This is a genomic window from Scytonema sp. PRP1, from assembly GCF_036697665.2.
Lineage (GTDB): Bacteria > Cyanobacteriota > Cyanobacteriia > Cyanobacteriales > Nostocaceae > Kalymmatonema > Kalymmatonema gypsitolerans.
Genome location: NZ_JBAHYJ020000054.1, coordinates 1 through 19909, shown reverse-complemented (window position 1 = coordinate 19909; position 19909 = coordinate 1). Strand labels below are relative to the sequence as shown.

General features: G+C 46.6%; 20 protein-coding genes. 6 read left to right on the top strand and 14 right to left on the bottom strand.

All coding sequences use genetic code 11. The features are described 5' to 3' along the window. From V5G28_RS10635 to V5G28_RS10610, 6 genes are all read left to right on the top strand, one after another. On the top strand, nucleotides 1-686 hold a 686-nt coding region (locus V5G28_RS10635), incomplete at its 5' end, for an LLM class flavin-dependent oxidoreductase (protein ID WP_336230372.1). Between the two features lie 35 nt (nucleotides 687-721). Continuing rightward, nucleotides 722-1960, top strand: a complete 1239-nt coding sequence (locus tag V5G28_RS10630; RefSeq protein WP_336230371.1) for an acyl-CoA dehydrogenase family protein — start codon at nucleotides 722-724, stop codon at nucleotides 1958-1960. Between the two features lie 124 nt (nucleotides 1961-2084). Further along, nucleotides 2085-2273: a hypothetical protein gene (locus tag V5G28_RS10625; protein WP_336230370.1), complete on the top strand. Its 189-nt coding sequence runs from the start codon at nucleotides 2085-2087 to the stop codon at nucleotides 2271-2273. A 742-nt stretch (nucleotides 2274-3015) separates the two neighbouring features. Further along, nucleotides 3016-3690 carry a cadmium resistance transporter gene (locus tag V5G28_RS10620; RefSeq protein ID WP_336230368.1) on the top strand — a complete coding sequence of 225 codons (675 nt, stop codon included), beginning with the start codon at nucleotides 3016-3018 and terminating at the stop codon, nucleotides 3688-3690. Nucleotides 3691-3811: 121 nt separating this feature from the next. After that, nucleotides 3812-4099 (top strand): hypothetical protein, encoded by a 288-nt coding sequence (locus V5G28_RS10615; RefSeq protein WP_336230366.1) that lies wholly within the window; start codon nucleotides 3812-3814, stop codon nucleotides 4097-4099. Nucleotides 4100-4463: 364 nt separating this feature from the next. Next, complete coding sequence (locus V5G28_RS10610) at nucleotides 4464-5087, top strand: pentapeptide repeat-containing protein (RefSeq protein ID WP_336230364.1); 624 nt, start codon at nucleotides 4464-4466, stop codon at nucleotides 5085-5087. Nucleotides 5088-5191: 104 nt separating this feature from the next. On the opposite strand, the gene V5G28_RS10605 is transcribed toward V5G28_RS10610, so the two are convergent. The 14 genes from V5G28_RS10605 to V5G28_RS10545 all read right to left on the bottom strand — a co-directional run bounded on the left by V5G28_RS10605 (nucleotide 5192) and on the right by V5G28_RS10545 (nucleotide 19650). Next, nucleotides 5192-5533: a 4Fe-4S binding protein gene (locus tag V5G28_RS10605; protein ID WP_336230363.1), complete on the bottom strand. Its 342-nt coding sequence runs from the start codon at nucleotides 5531-5533 to the stop codon at nucleotides 5192-5194. Between the two features lie 13 nt (nucleotides 5534-5546). Then, nucleotides 5547-7193, bottom strand: coding sequence for an FAD-binding protein (locus tag V5G28_RS10600; protein WP_336230362.1), 1647 nt, complete (start codon nucleotides 7191-7193; stop codon nucleotides 5547-5549). Nucleotides 7194-7223: 30 nt separating this feature from the next. Further along, nucleotides 7224-9059: an ABC transporter ATP-binding protein gene (locus V5G28_RS10595; protein ID WP_336230361.1), complete on the bottom strand. Its 1836-nt coding sequence runs from the start codon at nucleotides 9057-9059 to the stop codon at nucleotides 7224-7226. 355 nt (nucleotides 9060-9414) lie between these two features. Next, on the bottom strand, nucleotides 9415-10083 hold the full coding sequence (locus tag V5G28_RS10590) for an HAD family hydrolase (RefSeq protein WP_336230359.1): 669 nt from the start codon (nucleotides 10081-10083) through the stop codon (nucleotides 9415-9417). A 54-nt stretch (nucleotides 10084-10137) separates the two neighbouring features. Then, nucleotides 10138-11136 carry an aldo/keto reductase gene (locus V5G28_RS10585; RefSeq protein WP_336230358.1) on the bottom strand — a complete coding sequence of 333 codons (999 nt, stop codon included), beginning with the start codon at nucleotides 11134-11136 and terminating at the stop codon, nucleotides 10138-10140. 78 nt (nucleotides 11137-11214) lie between these two features. Further along, a complete protein-coding gene (locus V5G28_RS10580; protein WP_336230357.1) occupies nucleotides 11215-11835 on the bottom strand; it encodes a GDSL-type esterase/lipase family protein in 621 nt (206 codons plus the stop codon). A 164-nt stretch (nucleotides 11836-11999) separates the two neighbouring features. Beyond that, nucleotides 12000-12515 carry a dienelactone hydrolase family protein gene (locus tag V5G28_RS10575; RefSeq protein WP_336230355.1) on the bottom strand — a complete coding sequence of 172 codons (516 nt, stop codon included), beginning with the start codon at nucleotides 12513-12515 and terminating at the stop codon, nucleotides 12000-12002. 252 nt (nucleotides 12516-12767) lie between these two features. Beyond that, the gene (locus tag V5G28_RS10570) at nucleotides 12768-13253 is read right to left on the bottom strand and encodes a hypothetical protein (RefSeq protein ID WP_336230353.1); all 486 of its coding nucleotides are present in this window, start codon (nucleotides 13251-13253) and stop codon (nucleotides 12768-12770) included. Further along, nucleotides 13219-14100 (bottom strand): SidA/IucD/PvdA family monooxygenase, encoded by an 882-nt coding sequence (locus V5G28_RS10565; RefSeq protein ID WP_336230373.1) that lies wholly within the window; start codon nucleotides 14098-14100, stop codon nucleotides 13219-13221. Before V5G28_RS10565 ends, V5G28_RS10570 begins: the two co-directional genes overlap by 35 nt. Nucleotides 14101-14466: 366 nt before the next feature. Then, the gene (locus V5G28_RS10560; RefSeq protein WP_336230352.1) at nucleotides 14467-16005 is read right to left on the bottom strand and encodes an amidohydrolase family protein; all 1539 of its coding nucleotides are present in this window, start codon (nucleotides 16003-16005) and stop codon (nucleotides 14467-14469) included. A gap of 392 nt (nucleotides 16006-16397) precedes the next feature. Continuing rightward, nucleotides 16398-17762, bottom strand: coding sequence for an LLM class flavin-dependent oxidoreductase (locus V5G28_RS10555; protein ID WP_336230351.1), 1365 nt, complete (start codon nucleotides 17760-17762; stop codon nucleotides 16398-16400). A 415-nt stretch (nucleotides 17763-18177) separates the two neighbouring features. Next, nucleotides 18178-18438 carry a GFA family protein gene (locus V5G28_RS10550; protein WP_442994244.1) on the bottom strand — a complete coding sequence of 87 codons (261 nt, stop codon included), beginning with the start codon at nucleotides 18436-18438 and terminating at the stop codon, nucleotides 18178-18180. A 19-nt stretch (nucleotides 18439-18457) separates the two neighbouring features. Continuing rightward, nucleotides 18458-18730, bottom strand: a complete 273-nt coding sequence (locus V5G28_RS36635; RefSeq protein WP_442994243.1) for a GFA family protein — start codon at nucleotides 18728-18730, stop codon at nucleotides 18458-18460. Nucleotides 18731-18786: 56 nt separating this feature from the next. Continuing rightward, entirely contained in the window at nucleotides 18787-19650 is an 864-nt protein-coding gene (locus tag V5G28_RS10545) for an ABC transporter substrate-binding protein (RefSeq protein ID WP_336230347.1), read from the bottom strand. Nucleotides 19651-19909: the final 259 nt, after the last annotated feature.

The following is a 19909-nucleotide window of genomic DNA, read 5'->3' as shown; positions in this document are numbered from 1 at the left end:
AGGCGGGCGCATCCGATGCAGGACGACAATTAGCCGCCGAAACCGCCGAGGTCGTGTTTGCACCTGCTGGTAATCTAGAGGCAGGTAAAGCTTTATTTGCTGACATTAAGGAACGGGCGCGGGCGATTGGACGTGACCCAGAAAGCATCAAAATTCTTCCAGGTGCTTTGGTGATTGTGGGCGAAACTGTGGAAGCGGCGATCGCCAAGCGTACACATTTGGACAACCTAGTACACTATGACAGTGGGATCGCTAGCTTGAATAGCGCCCTTGGCTACGATGTTTCGGGTTTCGATCCGGACGGTCCCTTGCCAGAAATTCCGCAGACCAACGCCAGCAAGAGCGCACGAGAACGAGTGATAGCGCTGGCGCAACGCGAGAACCTGACCATTCGACAACTGGCTCAACACATTGGCAGTTACAGCGGACTGGCGTTTGTCGGTACGCCTCAAACGATTGCCTCGGACATGGAGCAATGGCTGACAGAGGAAGGGTCTGACGGTTTCAACGTCATGTTCCCTTTTGTTCCTGAAGGGTTGAACGATTTCGTGGACAAGGTTGTGCCAGAACTTCAACGGCGTGGGATCTTCCGCAAAGAGTATGAGGGGAAGACGCTGCGCGAAAATCTTGGACTTGCCCGCCCCGCTAACCGCTTCTTTGAGGCCACAACCGCCTCTGTAAGCTAGATGCGCCCATTCCCAAAATATTAGAGAGAGAAACAATGATTAAGAGTCCTGAGAAACTTGCAGATTCCACCTTCCAGTTTTCGGCTCCTGTCACAGTCAACTCGCCGGAACTCCAGCAGCTTTTCGATTTTATCGCTGCTGGAGCTGCTGAACGCGATCGCGATCGCATTCTTCCTTATGATGTCATCGAAGTGCTCCGGCGATCGCGCTTGGGTGCATTGCGAATCCCCGTTGCCGAAGGTGGCAGTGGTAGCAGCGCACGCGAACTGTTCGAGGCCGTGATTCGCCTAGGGGATGCTGATCCAAATGTTGCTCACATTGTGCGGAATCATTTCTCTGTAACCGAGCGAATTTTGCGTTCTGAGCGCACCCAGAGGAATCGTCGATGGCTCAAGGCCGTCGTTGATGGCGCGATTATTGGACTCGCTTCGACCGAACTGGAAGTCAAGCGATCTGGTGGCGGTCAAGTCGTGAATACAAAATTAACACCTGATGGCGACGGCTATCGTCTGAATGGGACGAAGTATTACAGCACTGGTAGTCTTTATGCAGACTTGATCTTCGTACGCGTGTTAGCACCCGATGGCGCTACAGCATTCATACTTATTCCTACCAACCGCGACGGAATTGAGCTTGTAGACGACTGGGACGGCTTCGGGCAACGGCTGACGGGTACGGGAACGACTACGTTCACCAACGTCCGCGTCGAGGCAGATGAAGTAATTCTTGATACAGACACAGATAAAGACAACCTGCCCTACAACATCGTCCCGCAATTGTTCCTGACTGCGATTAACGCTGGTATTATTCGCAGCGTTTTGCGCGACGCGATAAACCTCGTCCACAAACGACCCAGAACCTTTTACCATGCTGTAGCCGAGCAAGCAGCAGATGATCCCCTCTTGCAGCAGACCGTCGGTCAAATCTCTGCCAATGCCTTTGCCGCCGAAGCGATCGTCCTGGCTAGTGCTGATGCTCTTGATCGCCTCCCTGCTGCTCAAGCCCAGGGTGAAGACGCGGAAACAGCAGCAGCACTAGCAGCTTCTTTAAGTGCATCCAAAGCGAAATTGATTGTTGATGACCTAGCGCTACGTTCTGCTACCCTGTTATTTGAAGTTGGTGGGGCTTCGACGACAAAGCAAAGCTACAATTATGATCGTCATTGGCGAAACGCCCGCACCCTGGCATCGCACAACCCAAGTCACTTCAAAGCTCGTGCGATCGGAGACTACGAAATCAACGGTACACCACTGCCGACGAGAGGATTCTTCTAACGACAGAATATCCAACTGCATAGAGAGGTAGGAGGGCAGAGGAGCAGAGCAACCAGTGAGTAGATCGCAATAATCTTCCATCGGGTTGCCATTCAGGCTGCTCAAACATCCTCCAGGACTAAATATGATTGATCCCCAACCTTTAACGCTTCTCCATACCTTACTTCTATGTGGTACTGCTTTCATTGCAGGTGGACTCAATGCTGTAGCTGGAGGTGGCAGCTTTATTAGATTTCCAACCCTGATCTTTACAGGTGTACTACCAATTACTGCTAATGCATCGATAGCCACACTTTGGAAAGTCATGGTTTAACTGTACTTATATCATGTCCGGATGAACACTTATAAAAAACGAACAACCTCACCCGCCTTCGGCACCCTCTCCTTTTTAAGGAGAGGGTTGGGGTGAGGTAAAGCAGGAATTATAAGTAATTAGGCGGACATGATATTACCGTGGAGCTCATTGGTTTATGTTTAATCGTAGAGTTTAGAGATCCTTTCCGCGATTCTGCATAAGCCGTGCTGATGGTTTGGAGTCAGAGACACTCACCATCTAGTAGCTTTCATAATTAAAAATTATTCCCCCTTATATACGGTATCTTTGTGGTGAATCGCTATTTCTACACCATGTCAAAAGTCAGATAGGTAGTCTGTGACTAATTTTTCCTCTAGTCATTTGGATTTATTTTGGTAATTATCTGCTCTTCTTAACGATTATTAGTACTTATTTCATAAATTCTGTTTATTATTTTAAAAAAAAAGAATGTTTGCTCTTATCTGGGTGAAACCATAATATTGAGAACAAGCTAAGTTGTTAAGAAAAAAATCTCAAATTTGATAATAGTGATCGCCCGTATATGCCCGAAGGGTTTCTTTCAGAAACCCTTCCCTCGAATCGGAGATTCGAGGCAACAAAGCGGAGCTTTGTTGGGGCATAGGGCGCGCCTTGCGATCGCATCGAAAGAAAAACAATTCAACTATCTCCTAAACTGTCCTCAGTTCTAGAAGCAGAGAAGGATTAAAGAAGTCATTTTGAACCTTTATGAACAAAAACTATGAGTTGGCTAATTAGTACTTTAATTCTTGGCATTTCTGCCGCTTTTGCAACTACCTTTGACGACAATATTTACTTGACGGCTTTTTTTGGAAAAGTCAATCATGTCTTTCGTCCTAAGCATATTATCATTGGCGAATTTGTTGGATTTACCGCGCTAGTACTTGCTAGTCTCCCTGGTTTTTTCGGCGGTTTAGTTCTTCCAGAAGCTTGGATTGGATTGCTAGGCATTCTACCAATTGTAATTGGTATCAGCAATCTCATGAGTCGAGATGATGATGGCGATACAATCCAAGATGTGTCAGTTGACTTCCGTCATACAGTCAAATCTAGACGTCATAAGAAATCATTATTTGCGACTCTGCGCGATCCTCAAACTTACCGCGTCTCGGCAGTAACTATTGCGAATGGAGGAAATAATATTGGTATCTACGTGCCGTTGTTTGCTACTACTAATCTGCCAAGTTTAGGAGTGATTTTGTGCGTTTGCTATTTCACTGTTGGGGTGTGGTGCTTGCTCTCTTACAATCTGACTCGTAATCCTCTCATGGCTCCGCTTATGGCTCGCTATGGTCGAAAAATCTTCCCATTTGTGTTAATTTGGCTGGGATTCTCAATAATGATGAAAAGTGGTACTTTTCAACTGGTTCCCAGTGTGGCAACGCTTTTGAATTAGATGTTAGACAAATGAACAGTAAACAGTGAACAGTGAACAGTAAACAGCTAATAACTGGTAACTGGTAACTGGTAACTGATAACTGATAACTGTTGAACGCCTTGATACGAATCTAATGGCTATGAAACTTTTTCAAATCGCTTTAGTAGTCTTAATGCTTTTAATCAATCTAGTAAGTCCTTTAAGCACATGGGCAGATGAAGCACCGCACTTAAGTAAACATCCTGACTACTTCGTAGGTCAAAAAGTAGTTTGGCTTTATAAAGCTCGCGCTGATTCTGACAATATCCAGAGAATTCCTGCCGAAGTAGTCAAGCTAGGCTCAAAGCAAGTACAAGTTAGAGTGCGGAAACACAACAAGGAGTTTGTTAATCGTTGGGTGAATCGAGACAGGTTAGAAAATCATTAAATATAGTAACTTTTTTTAAAGTCACAAGCAGAATTCCAAAATTATAAACAAAAATTCAAAAAAGAATTTTAAAGGGCAAGAGAATATCATCCGTTCCAATACTGCTTGGATAAGCAAATCGCAGACTCTAAAGCCCTTGTAGAGACGTTGTATTCCTTGGTTATACAGGTCAAAATTTTCCTCAACCGAGTGGTATTGTCATCCGTTCGCAGGCTAAATTGCTGACTCAAAGAAAACCATCACTTTTATCTATTGTTAGGAAAAATAATAATATTTGCTTTGAGAGTTTGATTGGTTCTATCTTGAAATTAAGGTGAACTAAAAGCAGATAAAAAAGATTACCAAATTTGAGAGGAATAAACTAATGAACAAACCAAATTCAAAAAAATTAACTTCTTGGATTGTCACTGCTGTATTTCTTGTACTAGTAGCGGGATTTTCTTTGCTTAACCAGCCCAACGCCTTAGCTCAATCAGAAACACTACCTGCACCTACAGAATCCGCACCTGCTCCTGTAGTATCTCCAGCTCCAGCGACACCTCCAACAACATTGTTCGTAGATCCTGTAGCAGCAAATGTTAGACGTTTATTAACAACTAATGAATGTGTTGGATGCAACCTGGTTGAAGCACAACTAGAAAGAGTAAACCTGCTGGGAGCTAATTTGGAAGGTGCAAACTTACAAAAAGCAGAATTAGAAAAGGCGAATTTAGAGGGAACTAACCTACAGACAGCTAATTTGCAAGGAGTAGATTTAAGCAAAGCAAACCTCTCTGGAGTAAATCTACAAGGAGCAAACTTATATGATGCAGATTTAGAGGGGGCTAATTTGCAAGGAGCAAATCTATCTGGGGCAAACCTACAGAAGGCAGATTTACAAAAAACAAATCTCACAACAGCGAACATAGAAGGGGCAAACCTGCTAGGGGCTGATTTAGAAGATGCATTCTTACCCTCAGGAATCGCAACTCAGTATCAGTATCAGTAATGAAAAGTATGTAGTACCCCGTCAAGTTCTCTTGGCAGGGTAAAAGGTAAGGGGTAAAGGTCTTTTATCCCTTACCTTTTGCCTTTTCCGTACAGTCGAATGCTTTAACTTTGATAGGGGCGCGGCAGTTGGCGCAGTTTATGAGCAGTATCCAATTCACTATTGTTTTTTCTGCCATATCCCCAACCCAAAATGCGACGATATTCACCCATAATGCCACTGTCAATTAAATCATCCTCGTTGACTGCAACATTGGTATGAGATTGCGGCGCAACATAGAGCGCATCCGCAGGACAATATGCCTCACACATGAAACAAGTTTGACAGTCTTCTTGTCGGGCGATCGCAGGCGGTTGGTTGGGAACTGCATCAAAGACATTGGTAGGGCATACTTGGACGCAAACATTACAATTAATACAGAGTTTATGGCTGACAATCTCGATCATGGTATTTCTCCTGCTACAACTTTGATACCGAGGCTGTGGTTTGAGTAGTTAATACTGGTGGTGTAGGGCTCGCTTCCTTAACCCAATCTCGTCTCACCCAAAGCCTTTCTAAGCCGCCTGTTGCTTGGTAATAAAGCTGATTTGGATCGGTTTCGGGATAGTCCACGCGAATATGTTCGCTGCGCGTTTCTGTGCGATGTAAAGCGCTAAAATATGCCCATCGTGCTACAGCCACAAGAGCTGCCGCTCGACGAGAAAATTCCACATCGCGCACTGTATCTTGTTTTGGATTCCCTTGTACTTGCTGCCACAGCGTTTCTAATTTGGTGAGGGAATCCAGAAGTCTCTGCTCACAGCGCAAGTAATTTTTCTCTAACGGGAACATCTCGGCTTGTACACCGCGCACAACTGCTTCGCTATCGAATGTTTCGGAAGCGGAGGAGTGCGAACGCAATCCAGCTTGACCAGTAGGACGCACAACTCGTTCATGGGCATGAGCGCCCAGACTCTTGGCAAAGGCGGCTGCACCAACTCCAGCCCATTGTCCTGTAGAGATTGCCCAGGCAGCATTAGGACCACCACCCCCAGAAGCTAAACCGGCTAAAAACTCCCGCGATGCTGCATCACCAGCAGCGTAGAGTCCAGGAACCTTTGTACCGCAACTATCATTCACAATCCGAATTCCACCTGTACCACGGACTGTACCTTCTAAAACCAGTGTTACAGGTACTCGTTCTGTATAAGGATCAATGCCAGCTTTTTTGTAAGGTAGAAAAGCGATGAAATGAGACTTTTCAATCACTGCTTTGACTTCAGGTGTGGCTCGATCCAAACGAGCATAAACGGGACCTTTCAGGAGGGCATTGGGCAGGAACGATGGATCGCGACGACCATTGATATAGCCACCAAGATCATTACCTGCCTCATCGGTGTAACTAGCCCAGCCAAAGGGAACACCCCTTGTCACTGTGGCATTGAAAGCGGTCGAGATGGCATAGTGATTAGAAGCTTCCATACTGGAGAGTTCGCCGCCAGCTTCCACTGCCATCAGCAGCCCATCACCTGTATTGGTATTGCAACCTAATGCTTTACTCAAGAATGCACAACCGCCATTCGCCAGGACTACTGCACCAGCACGAACGATATAGGTACGATGATTTTGCCGCTGGACACCTCTGGCTCCAGCCACTGAGCCGTCGTCAGCTAATAAAAGCTCTAGAGCGGGACTTTGGTCGAGAATTTGCACACCAACACGCAAGAGGTTTTTGCGAAGTACCCGCATATATTCCGGGCCATAATAACTCTGGCGCACGGATTCCCCATTTTCTTTCGGGAAACGATAGCCCCAATTTTCCACTAGGGGCAAACTCAGCCAAGTTTTTTCAATTACACGCTCGATCCAACGTAAGTTAGCGAGGTTTTTTCCTGTGCGATAACGCTCCGATACAACTTTCTCCCAATTCTCTGGAGAAGGTGCCATGATGCCATTCCCACTGGCAGCAGCTGCACCGCTCGTACCCAGAAAACCTTTATCAACAATAATGACTTTGACACCTTGGGATGCGGCTGCCCATGCTGCCCATGCGGCGGCAGGACCACCACCAATTACCAGCACGTCAGCAGTTAATTGTAGTTCAGTGTCGCTATAGGCTGTAAGCAATTGCTTTTCCTCCTTAGTTGGCAGTCAAGTTCATACTTTGCTACTTTCAGCGGCTTCTTGTGGCAAAAATCCACCTGCCTGCATTTTCCATAACCTGTAGTAAGCACCGCTCTTTGCCAGGAGTTTGTTGTGGGTACCATCTTCGACAATACGACCTTGGTCAAAAACTAAAATGCGATCTAGATGGGCAATGGTGGACAAGCGATGAGCGACTACAATCACCGTTTTTCCATCCATTGCTAAATCTAGGGTATCTTGGATCGCTTTTTCAGTAATGGAATCGAGGCTGGAGGTCGCTTCATCTAAGATCAGGATTGGTGCATCTTTGAGGATAACTCGGGCGATCGCAATGCGCTGTCTCTGCCCACCGGACAGTTTCACACCGCGTTCGCCCACCAGAGAATGATAACCCTCAGGCATCGGCACGATAAAATCGTGAGCATAAGCCTTACGTGCTGCTTCCATCACTTCCTCATCACTTGCTTCCAGTCGCCCGTAACGAATATTTTCCAGTAACGTGCGATGGAATAGAGACGGATCTTGGGGAATCAAGCTGATTTGGGCGTGGAGAGCATCCTGAGTCATGTCTCGAATATCGACTCCATCAATAAGAATCTGTCCAGATTGGGGGTCGAACAAACGCAAAATCAAATTGACAAACGTGGATTTTCCAGAGCCGGAAAAGCCCACCAGCCCCACACGCTGTCCTGGTTGGATGGTGACACAAAGGTTATGGAATACTTTTTTCTCAGGTGAGTAGTTGAAATTTACTCGCCGAAACTCGATGCGTCCTTGGGTGATTGAGTGGGCGATCGCATTATCTCGATCAATCAACTCATGGGGTTGCACAATTGTCAAGACACCATTGGCGATATTGCCGATATGTTCAAATAAATCCAAAAACCGTCTACTTAAATTGCGGGCTTCACTAATGATTAACAGCGATAAACTAGTTGCTACTACAAAATCAGCAGTGGCGATCGCTCCAGTACTCCACAGAGACAGCGAGTAATATAAAGTACCGATTTTCAAAATCGCGGCTGAGATAAACTGAAACCAGCGAATGCGCTCAGAGTACCAGTTAGCCTTTCTCACCTCTATGAGTTCGCGTCTGAAGCGCTCATTCAAATAGCGTCGTTCAAAACCCAAACGTGCAAACAGTCGGCTACTAGTAAGATTAGTTACCGCATCTACAATAATGCCAGCTGTCTCACTTCTAGCAGCTGCGGCTTTGCGGGAATGAATTCGACAACGAGTAGCCAGCCAAAAGGAAATACTGATAAAGAACACTGCCCACACACCCACCAATCCGGCCAGAGGCGGATAGGCGCGATACAGTAAAATTATAGCGACGATATACACGATGATTACTGACATGAATTCAGAAATCAGCATTTGCATCGTCTGGGTGACACCGTAAGCAGTTTCGTTGATACGCTGTGCTAAAGCACCAGCAAAACTACTACTCAGGTAGCGATGAGAATGTTGCTGCAAGTAAGCATATAGTGAGCGAATGATATGCTGACGGTGGATAGGATGGGGGATAGTCAGTAACAGTCCTGAAGATCGCCCAAATACCACTTCACCCACACTTAAGGCAGTGAACAACATGAGGGGTTGGCTGAGGGTATCAAAAATCTGCTTGCTATTACCCGTTGATTTTGTGACGCTGCGGATAATTTCCCCTATGGCATAGGGTAACATAATGCCACAAGTTGCGTGTATCACTTCCAAAATGACAATTGCTATATACCACCAGCGAAATTGATTGACGAAATAGCAAATGAACCCGAAGGGAGTTGATGGCAAATTTGGTGCATCAGCAGCACGTTGAAAAGATTTTAATTGTCTCGGCTTTTTCGTCATGAAAGTCAATCTCGTAGCGTTATTTTAAGCTTTTTCCTAACAACTCAATTGAGTGGAACAAATAACATCCAAATAAATGTTTGCTGCTCGAACACTTTATTGGGTTGTGACCTTCAACCGATAGATATCCATCTCAACTCCATGAAATATTGTTCCTTTTTACTTTAATGTTGATACAAATAGGCAGCAGGGGAGCAGGAGAGCACCCGGTGCAGGGGTGAAAGAATTTGTATCACCAATTTCGTGAAATGGTATTACTCGTGGATTTGCAAGTATTGGCACAAGTTGTTGCACGTCTTTTTGCTGGAACTCTCGAAGGATTAGGCGTTGTGTTTCTAACCAAAACATTCTGTTTTCAACTACGCTTGACTTGAAGAATAGAGGGAATCTCATTCAGTTCATTGATGATTGCATCTGCTTCTTTTGCCTCCAGCCAGTGTGGACTCCGTTTCCAAATCGCCATCATTCCAGCATTTTTTGCCCCAATGATGTCCGCTTCAGGATGATCCCCAATAAAAATGCTGTCCTGGACTGTCACGCCTAATCGATTTGTGGCTCTCCGAAAAATCTCAGGTTGGGGTTTTCTGACTTGTTCGACTTCCGAAATCAAGATGACATCAAAGTAGTCTCGAATTCCCAATCCATCAATCGCACGAGCTTGAAAATGTCCTAATCCATTACTGATGATCCCTAACAAATAGCCTTGCTGTTTCAACCAGTTCAGCGTCTCTTTAAGAAAATGAAATGGAACGCAATGAAACTGAAACTGGGTTTCGTAGTCTTCAAGTAATGCTTGCCAACTGATCCCCATAATTGCAAATTCTGAGACTAAATCTTGATAAACTCTATCTTTCCAAACATAACCGTGGCAATCTAGCTCTATGAAGCGAGTGATGTAATTCGTTTTAGGAATGTGATTTAAGTGGGTAATTAACCTATCATACTGTGCTGTGATGAATTGCTGAATCGAGGTATCGCGATCGAGTAATGTTCCATCTAAATCGAAAAGAACTGATTTCACCATTGATTGAATCACTAAATTACCATATCGCTCTATAAAATCGCTGGGTTAGCAATATTAGCGCACAGCATCTCCCCTACGATATTCAACAGTGATGTTGTCTAGCTTTTGTTTCAAACTGTCATCGAGTTTTACTTCCACTGCCTTGAGGGTGTCAGTAAGTTGTTCTGGGCGGCTAGCGCCAATAATTGGGGCAGTGATAATCGGATTAGCCAGAACCCAAGCTACTGCTAGGGTGGTGAGTGACAATCCAGCCAAATCTGCTACTGTGCGTAATTCCTCAACAGTATTAAATTCGCGATCGTGCCAATAACGTTCTTGATAACGTTCTGCGGCTGCACCCAAGGTAAAACGAGTTCCTGTGGTGGGTCCTTGAGCAAGATTGTGTTTACCAGTGAGTAGACCACCCGCCAACGGATTGTAGGGAATGACACCAAGCCCTTCTTCTTTCGCTAGGGGCAAAAGTTCTCGCTCAATTTCGCGGAATAACAAATTATAGCGGGGCTGAACCGAGACAAAGCGAGTCAGATTGCGAACATCGGTCCGACCTAAAGCGCGGCTGAGTCGGTAAGCTAAGAAATTAGAAACCCCGATGTAGCGTGCTTTACCAGCCCGAACTATCGTGTCCAGAGCTTCTAGAGTCTCATCCAAAGGGGTTGAGGCATCATCAGAGTGCAATTGATACAAATCAACATAATCGGTTCCCAGTCGTCTGAGGGAAGCATCGATCGCATCTAAAATATGTTTGCGCGAAGCACCCTGATCCCAAGGTGCGGGACCAACCTTGCCTACAGCCTTGGTAGCTAGGATAAAATGTTCGCGTTTGCCTTTGAGCCAGCGCCCAATAATTTCTTCGGTACGTCCAGCATTAGCAATTCCGCCGCCAAGTGGATAAACATCAGCCGTATCCAAAAAATTGATACCAGCATCGGCGGCTGTGTCAAGGATGACCCTGGAAGTTTCTTCGTCCGTTTGCAATCCAAAGGTCATGGTGCCGAGAACAAGGCGCGAAACAGTCAATCCAGTTTTACCGAGATTCGTAATTGGTATAGTCATGGTGATGTTATTGATTGAAAATAGTTGATTGAAATTAGTTGATTGAGAAAGTGTTGGAATTTTTAATCAAAAGTTGTACTAAGGAGTGAACCAATTTAACCAACCTTCCCAGTTTTGTACGATCGCTGCAAATTCTGCATAACCATCTGCTTTTGGGTGAGCACCGTCATTGGCTTTTGCTTCTGTTAGCCAGATTGGTGACTTCAGCAAACTGGAAAACACATCGAGATACGGTACATCTAGTTCATGACAAACTAGCGCAAATTCCTGTGACAGTTTTGCAATAATTTGATTTCTTTTTTCTTGATCGACATCACCACACGGGGGTGGACTAACCATCAAGACAGGATAGAGTTGCTTTGCTTCAGTCAGGATGCTGCGAGCATTTGCGATCGACTCTGAAAGTTCGATTCCTTGCTTTTTACCCGCCCATCCTGAATCGTTTACCCCAAAGGAAAACACGACTCGACCATCGTGTTCAGGAGGGAGACGATAGGAGACTTCTGAGCGCCAACGTTGTTTGAGATATCGACTTGTCTCAGCCCGCACCCCCAAGTTGTAGTGGGTAATTGCGTATCTTTTTGAGTCAGTACGGCGGCAAACTCTACCTGTCCAACCCAGAAACTCTGGATCGCCTGTGCCATTGACAAACGATTCACCAATAAAACAAATTCTGATTTCTTTGCGAGAGTCTGACATGAGTCAACTGAATTTTGGAGAAGAAGTTCGGTTTTAAATTGGAATTAACCATGATGTTCATAATTCTATTTGTCATCTCACGCAGATGTTAAGTGATTGTTATATTGGGCAAGCAAGATATCTACCTCACGGAAGATTGCAAGTTAGTTTCTGGGTATTTCGCCTCAGACAGCTACAGAAGTTTTACCACGGGTCTGTGAAACCACCCATTGTTGCAATTTCGGGTTACTGTATACCTCATCTGCAATAAAATGATCGCCATCAGGTAGCACTGTAAAATCTACTGTCCCTCCAAGTCCGCGTAAGGTAGTGACAATCTGCTGTGTATCCTCAATCGGCAGTTTTTCGTCCTTTCCATCTTGGAATATCTGGATGGGAATTTCCTTGAGTGCAGCTAGTTGGGTTTGTTCTAATGTCTTGGGGACACGACCGGAAACTGCTACCAAACCAGCAAAGCGCCCAGGATAAGAAGCAGCGATATGCCAAGCGCCAGCCGTACCTAAGCTGAATCCAGACAAGATCACACGGGATGGATCGATGGGCTGGGAGGCGATCAGTTCATCCAGTAAAGCAATGACATCTGCTTCTCGCTCTACCCAAGTCTGTCCTTCAGGAAGCTGGGGGCTGCAAAGACATAAGGTAACGGGGTTGACACATCCACGAAACGAGGTAAACCCCATTTCAGCAACACATTTAGATCATTGCCACGGTCCCGCGCTCCGTGCAAAAACAACACCAAAGGTGCAGGTTTGTTAGCAGTGTCAGCAACTGATGAGAAAAGATAAGGAAAAGAACCATTACTGATGTGTTGGACGGGCATAGTTGTAACTCCTAAATAATTTGGGTATGAGGCAAAGTATTCTTGTCATAAAATTTCGTAGTAAGCACTTTAGTGCTTGATAATCAAGGACTAAAGTCCTTACTACGAGCATTTAGCTAACCGCCGCCTTAGCTGGCTGTTTCCACAGGTTGGCGGCGTACAGTGACTCTTCAAAATCGGGTGCGATATCGCCTGTGATACGTGCCTCATGATGCGCCCAGTCCTCAAAGAACAAGTCGTGACTGATGCGCGATACGATTGCAGGTACGTCGCGACGGATGCTGTGGATGTCACCAACTGGCAAGCCGAAGCTGACCAAACCAGCAGGATTAAATACGTGAATGTCTTTCAGATAAGGAGCAGTGCCAGGTACTTTTTCTTGGTATTCGTGGGCGCTACCGAGGTAAGGGTGCATCCCCAAATTGTCGTCGCGCAGGTCTTCTGGTGGCTCGTAGCGATCGCGCCAAAGGGCAATATGCTGGGCAAAGTCGGCTAGTTCAGGACGCTTTGTTGGGTCAACGAAGTAACCAGTGCCAGCGATCGCAAAATCAAACTCGAAAACATCATCGTTTACCTGGATGGCAATGCGTTCGCCCATCGCCCATTTTCCGTACCGATTTCCAGGGTGCAGATAGGTGGATGTGAAAGTTCGGGAAAGCGATCGCTCGCTTAATCGAGTTCGGTGGCGGCGCGGTGCCTGCTTGATGAAAGCGCCAAGCCTGGGACCAGCGGGCTGCATCGGGTAGTTGGGGATAGTTGTCGTAAGCGCCAGGGTAATCCCGTACCCGCAGTACCGACAGAGATGCGATCGCCGACCGCCGTACAAATAGATGTACTGCCTTAGCTCCCGATTCCAACGCCACTCCTGCTGCATCGAAAGCTGAAGCCGCCGCACCCAGCACCGCCACAGTCTTACCGCGCAGTGCTTCAAAATCGATGGCATCGGCGGTATGTGCGTACAGCGTGCGTGGTAAGTCAGCCAGTACTGGAGGTATGTATGGACCACCAGTGCCAGCTACGCCATTAGCGAAGATAATTTTGCGCGTAGTCTCTACCTGCGGGACACCGTTTACCTCAAGGTGTAGGCGGAAGAAACCTGCATCTGGCTGAATCCGCACCAACTTCGTCCGGTAACGAACCTGGATACCGAGGAAATGCCGATACCAACTGAGGTACTCAGCCCAAGCCACCCGCCCAATGCGATCGATCTGCGCGTAGGCTGCCGCACCGTGCCGAGCTTCGTACCAGGCTTGAAAGGACAATTCTGGGATGCCTAGTTCTGGACCAGGCAGATTTTTCGGCGTGCGGAGCGTTTTCATCCGCGCTCGCGTCAGCCACACGCCTGCATGAGCCTCGTCATCTGCTGCATCGATCTCCGTCACGCGACCGATCCCAGCACGCCGTAGCGCAAATACAAAGGTGCTACCGCTGCCGCTGCCACCTATTATAGTGACATTGTGATCGATGGCAGGGCGTATCGCTTACCCAGTTTTCGGGATCGGGACCGAGCAGGCGTAGTGCCTCGCGGGCAGCAAAATCAGGGTCGGTCGTTGTTGTCATGTCGATCTCCGTTAGAAGGTGAAGGTGGGACTTCACGAGTGGGAATAAGGGACGGAGGAAGAAGCAAGGGGAAGGGAAAACCTTTAACAGTGAACAGCTACCTACGCAGTTATCAGTTAAATACGAGTGGTCGCGCGTCCCCCACCAAGAGCGTGGAAGCCGTTGGTGGCGGGTCGCGCATTCCCTACCATACGCCTGATAACTGATAACTGATAACTGGATAACTGATTTAATTCCTTCCCCTTCCCCTTTTACACTCCCACCAAGCTCTTATCCACTTGTGGGGATTCGATGTTATTTACCTTAGATTCAATAGCTGTACCCTTGAAGAAGTCGGGGTTGGCTTCGGTATAAAACTTGTACGGATTAGTGAATACATAAGCCTTGAAGTCGGCTTCGGAAATCACGCCTTCTTTCACGAGATCCCAGCTTTCTGCTAGGGGAGCGGTGAGATCGGGTACATCCCAGTGACCTACATCCGAGGAATAGATGGCGTTGATCTTGACACCCAACGGATTGGCTTTGTCGTTGAATGCTGCTGCGATGGTGCGATCGTCGGACTCGGAACCAAAGAAGAAATTATTTACCCAGCGATCGCGGATGTCCTCAATTGTTTCAATGCCTGCTGCGGCAAAATCTTCCAGTTCGCTACCAACTGGCTGACGGCTATGACGGCTGAAGGAAGAACCTAGCACAGTCTTGGTCAACTCCTCTTTATCGAGGGAATACCCTTGGGTGATTTCGCCACCGAAGCGTTCAAACAACTCGAACAGTTCCGAAGCATTGGTGAGGTCTGGGTTGTAGTTTTGTAGTGCCTTGAGATTGCGCTTGGAGAAACGATCCACCAAATGAATGTAGACGTGGGCACCCCAATCTGCACCACCTTCGAGCATACCGACTCGCAACTGTGGAAAACGCTTGGTCACACCACCGAAGAACAGTGCCTTGGCAAATGCTTGCGAACCATCGGCGAAGTGACCGATATGGTTGTTCATGTAGTTACTGATGGAGGAGCGTCCAGTCCAACCTTGACTACCGTAATGAGTAGTCACTGGTACACCTAATTCAACGACTTTAGCCCAGAAAGGATCGTAGTCGTATTCACTATCCAATCCGTAGAAGTCGATATAGGATGCATACTTGGCGATTTCAGGAAATTTATCTGCTGGATACTTATCAGCGATCGCCTTAATCGGTCGTTTCACACCACCAGGAATATTTGCCACCTTCAGCCCTAGTGTTTTTACGGCAAACTCTAGCTCTTCAATGGCTTCTTGAGGAGTCGTCATCGGAATACCAGCCACCACCGTCAGGCGATCGCTATATGGACGGTAGATATCAGCATGATAGTGATTGACCGCACGTTGCAGAGCTTGACGGTTCTCTTGACTTGCTCCAGCGGGTGCTAAGACATTATTGGGAAACAGCACTGAATAGTCTGATCCTTGCTCCGCCTGACGCTCATAGAACAGTTCGGGAAGGGTGTAAGTAGCGAGATCCAACGTGTTGCGAGTGACTCTCGCCCACCAAGGTGAGCGAATTGTGCGGTTGTATTGACGTTCTTCAGGAGTTTGTTGATACCAGTCTTTACCATCTGTCTTGGAGTTGAGACGGGACGATTCTGCCTTGCGCAATTCGTCTACGAGTTTCGCACCGCCGTAATTAACGATGTAATCTTCCAGAACTGGTGTGAAATCATTGGTATGAACGTCAGTGTCGATTACTGGATAATCCAGAGTGGCTCTGATTGCGGCGGAGGGTGAAGTCTTTAATCGGCTATATTCAGTCATGTTTCTTTCCTTTAAAAAATCACAGGTTTTTGTGAGCAGCTAATAGTGCTGCTTCCCAGCTTTTGGCTACGATTTTCCAACTCTCAGGAATTACACAACATCTCAAAAGAAAATCTCTATCTTTTGTAGTGGCTTGCGGCAAACCGCTTTGCCTCTACGTTTTTCCGTTATTACTGCGTAAGTCCTAACTCTGTAAAGCATCAGGCGTACCTGAAATGGGAGGCGCTCTACAGAAAGAGCGCTTTAAAAGGTTTGGCTTCAGCATCTATCCAAAGTCCTTAATAACGAGTGCTGAGTATTTAAGCTGTCACGCTATCGTTGTTCTAGTTTTCCCAAGCCGTACTATGTTTAGCCACTTGTTGCTGAGGACTCAGCAATCTTTTGTGAAAAATTCATGCCAACACCAATCGCTCATCCGCTTGTTTGGCGGCAAAACGATTGCCCGGACGGCGCAAGCCAAGGTTTTCACGCAAAGTACTGCCCTCGTATTCGGTACGGAACAGTCCGCGTTTTTGAAGGACAGGAACGACTAGATTAACGAAGTCATCTAATCCTGTAGGCAAGATTGGCGGCATGATATTAAAGCCATCTGCCGCACCGTTGTTGAACCATTCCTCTAGCTGGTCAGCAATAGTTTCGGGAGTACCAAGTATGGTGCGATGACCTCGTGCGGTAGCTAGAGAGAGATACAACTGGCGCAGCGTCAAATTGCCACGAGTAGCTAGATCCTTGACCAGTTTGAGGCGACTCTTGTTGGCGTTGGTGTCGCTGGGCAGTTCAGGAGCTAGATCATCTAGGGAATATTTCGACAGATCAACATCTTTGTAGTAGTTCTTTAAAATACCCCACGCCACATCGGGATGAATCAACGATTGTAGGAATTCGTATTTCTCTTGAGCTTCTTCTTCTGTACGACCAATGATTGGGAAAGCGCCAGGCATGATTTTTAGATCATCTGGAGAGCGTCCATATTTCGCCAACCGACCTTTGACATCGGCATAAAATTCTTGTGCATCGGCTAGGGTTTGATTAGCAGTGAAGATGACTTCGGCTGTGCGTGCAGCCAATTCCCGTCCTATTTCAGAAGCTCCAGCTTGCACAATCACTGGGTAGCCTTGCGGCGGACGACCGACGTTCAAAGGGCCTTTGACAGAAAAATGTTTGCCTTTGTGGTTGAGTATGTGCAGTTTGTTCGGATCGAAATAAATTCCAGATTCTCTGTCACGGATAAAAGCATCATCTTCCCAGCTATCCCACAGTCCTTTTACGACTTCCACAAACTCTTCAGCGCGTTCATAACGCTGGTTGTGTTCTGGGTGATGCTCCAGTCCGAAATTAGCTGCGGCATTCTCATTGCCCGTGGTAACTACATTCCACCCCGCTCGTCCCTGACTCAAGTAGTCCAGGGAGGCAAACTTACGTGCAAGAGTATAGGGTTCTTCGTATGTAGTCGAGGCAGTGGCTATAAAACCAATGTTTTGAGTCACAGAGGACAAAGCACAGAAGAGAGTCACTGGCTCGAAATGGACTATTTTTCCATTGCGGCTCTGAGTTTTTGGAGCTGTGCCCCAAACTCCTGGACTGTCCGCTAAGAAAACTGCATCGAACAAGCCGCGTTGGGCTGTCTGGGTAATTTCCTTGTAATGCTCGAAATTCAACCCAGCATCTATTTGTGAATCAGGGTGTCGCCAGCCTGAGATATGATGTCCAGTGGCTTGAATAAATGCACCCAAACGAAATTTACGTGTTTTGCTCATCTGGTTTTTCTTTTCTTAGTAGTGCGTTTTGGCCAAACCCTCACGAATACGTGGTAAGGGGCTTATCAGAAAACGACAGTATTAAGCTTTCAACCGCTGACATACTCCCAAAAAATACTCGGATGGCAGAGTTATAAAATCCTTTTTCTATAAAGCTTTCAGGTACTCGTGTCACGCTTTCAGGAAAACACAAGTGTATTATATACTAATTGTTAGTTTATCAAACATTAAATCTTGCAAATTATGATGTATCGGTAAGACATAAATACTGTAAATCAATTCACTGCAATGACGGGTATATGTATTCGTTTTCCACTAATGTCCAATGAAATAGCGATTAGAGGTGTAGCGATCGCATCCTAAATAAAGTAAGATGGATTACAGCTTCAAACCCATCCTGTCTGGACTAAGAAAGTCATACACTATCGCGATTTCGGGAAAAACCGGGTAGTTCAGGATCAATATAAGCCCAAGATACTGCTGAATCAGTCCAAATTTGATCCCTCGGCTTAACCCACTGGGGATTGTCCAGACTTCCTGCTTTGAGCCAGACAAATTCCGGCTTTGCTGGCGCTCTTGTAAACAAGGGTGAACCGCATTCCGGGCAGAATTCGCGAGTGATTTTGTTGCCACTGTCCCCTGTTTTCGTATAACTCCTAACCTCGACTTTATCCAATTAAGCAGCGTAAACCTTGTTATTGGGTAAAAGTTATAGCTTTGTGGCAACAACTTTTTCCTACATTACTAATTTTACCGAGATTGAAAAAGTCAAAGCCTAGGTACCATAAGGCTTTTAGCGTATGCGAGCGCGTTGCCAACAAAATGGATAAAGTCGAGCTAACTTGCCCTGCTACTATACGGAGTGCGGCTGATTGAAGACGAACCCCAATATTGAAAGCACTACCTGTGGTCTTTCTACAATCTCGACAATGGCAATAATTCGCTGCTCCTAGTTCTCCGTCATACAAACGTGGCTAGGCCCTAGTTGGGTATGCTCACGTTTGCACAGCTATGTATAGGTCGCTTATTTGAGTGTTGCAACTCGGTTATCAACAATCTGCTGGAAGGTGGCATCAGGCTCGATGAGTCCCCACTTCACGATCCAGTCGTAGGTGCGGCGGAAGTCGGCTTCAGGGTATGGCGCTGGATCTGCGTAGCGCAATCGGTTGCGGCGGAAGTCAGATGGTTCGAGGCGTACAATGTCCTCGGATACGTCATCAATTAGATACTTTACGTAGCGAATCGGATCTGCTTGGAGATCCTTGACTGCCCGACGAATTGCCTTGTTGATTGCCTCGAAGGTTTCCTTATCTAGTTCTGGGCTGCCAATTTCCAGTTCTACATAGTGAGCCTCGGCAATAATCTTGTAGCCTAGTTTTTCTGCTACTGTAATCCACGGTTCCATTACTGCAACTGCATCAACAAGCCCATCACGCAGAGCTACGAAACGGTTGAAGCGCTTGCGATCGCCACCAGCCTCAATGTGTACTACTTTGATTTCCTCTTTGCGTAAGAAGCCTTCAAGGGTTTGGATGGCAATGTAGTGAGAGCCGTGGTCAAAGTTTACGCCGACTGGAACGTTGGCTAGATCCTGTGGGATATTGTACGGGGAGTCTGGCCGCACGATGATCGCTTGGCTGGCAATAGCAGCACGTTTTGCCACAAGCCCACCACGCGAACTGTCATAAGTACGACGTACTTGACCCCATTCACAGGCGCGGTAGAGGGTGCTTTCACCTTGCTCGAACAGCGACGAACCGCCGAAAGAACTCATCAGCCGATGATCATCAATCAGGTTGATACCGGGTGAGCGATGATCGCCAGAACCGCGTTGGACAAACTCGATATCCAGCCCTTCATCGGCGAAGTACCCCTGATCACGAGCCACGTAGTACGGTAGCGAGAACACCGTCCCACTGATCTCGTTCTTGATCTTCTTGAGTGTAAGGTTTTCGTTACTCAAGGTCTATCTCCTTACTAAAAGGATGTGACTGACATAAGCAAGCTTTATTCTCCCGTAAATACGTGTCTTTAGTCAAGATTAAAGATATCTAACTTAACTCCGCAATACATCTGTGCCTAAGAGCGATCGCACGAAGTTCATCAAGCTTTTAATTAATTGGCGATCACGTAACCGATGCTATCTG

What these genes read in the sequence shown, in the direction of transcription:
- V5G28_RS10630 (WP_336230371.1), top strand. Translation starts at nt 722, where the DNA reads ATGATTAAGAGTCCTGAGAAACTTGCAGATTCCACCTTCCAGTTTTCG.
- V5G28_RS10625 (WP_336230370.1), top strand. Translation starts at nt 2,085, where the DNA reads ATGATTGATCCCCAACCTTTAACGCTTCTCCATACCTTACTTCTATGT.
- V5G28_RS10620 (WP_336230368.1), top strand. Translation starts at nt 3,016, where the DNA reads ATGAGTTGGCTAATTAGTACTTTAATTCTTGGCATTTCTGCCGCTTTT.
- V5G28_RS10615 (WP_336230366.1), top strand. Translation starts at nt 3,812, where the DNA reads ATGAAACTTTTTCAAATCGCTTTAGTAGTCTTAATGCTTTTAATCAAT.
- V5G28_RS10610 (WP_336230364.1), top strand. Translation starts at nt 4,464, where the DNA reads ATGAACAAACCAAATTCAAAAAAATTAACTTCTTGGATTGTCACTGCT.
- V5G28_RS10605 (WP_336230363.1), bottom strand. Translation starts at nt 5,533, where the DNA reads ATGATCGAGATTGTCAGCCATAAACTCTGTATTAATTGTAATGTTTGC.
- V5G28_RS10595 (WP_336230361.1), bottom strand. Translation starts at nt 9,059, where the DNA reads ATGACGAAAAAGCCGAGACAATTAAAATCTTTTCAACGTGCTGCTGAT.
- V5G28_RS10590 (WP_336230359.1), bottom strand. Translation starts at nt 10,083, where the DNA reads ATGGTGAAATCAGTTCTTTTCGATTTAGATGGAACATTACTCGATCGC.
- V5G28_RS10585 (WP_336230358.1), bottom strand. Translation starts at nt 11,136, where the DNA reads ATGACTATACCAATTACGAATCTCGGTAAAACTGGATTGACTGTTTCG.
- V5G28_RS10580 (WP_336230357.1), bottom strand. Translation starts at nt 11,835, where the DNA reads ATGTCAGACTCTCGCAAAGAAATCAGAATTTGTTTTATTGGTGAATCG.
- V5G28_RS10575 (WP_336230355.1), bottom strand. Translation starts at nt 12,515, where the DNA reads ATGGGGTTTACCTCGTTTCGTGGATGTGTCAACCCCGTTACCTTATGT.
- V5G28_RS10570 (WP_336230353.1), bottom strand. Translation starts at nt 13,253, where the DNA reads ATGGGCGAACGCATTGCCATCCAGGTAAACGATGATGTTTTCGAGTTT.
- V5G28_RS10560 (WP_336230352.1), bottom strand. Translation starts at nt 16,005, where the DNA reads ATGACTGAATATAGCCGATTAAAGACTTCACCCTCCGCCGCAATCAGA.
- V5G28_RS10555 (WP_336230351.1), bottom strand. Translation starts at nt 17,762, where the DNA reads ATGAGCAAAACACGTAAATTTCGTTTGGGTGCATTTATTCAAGCCACT.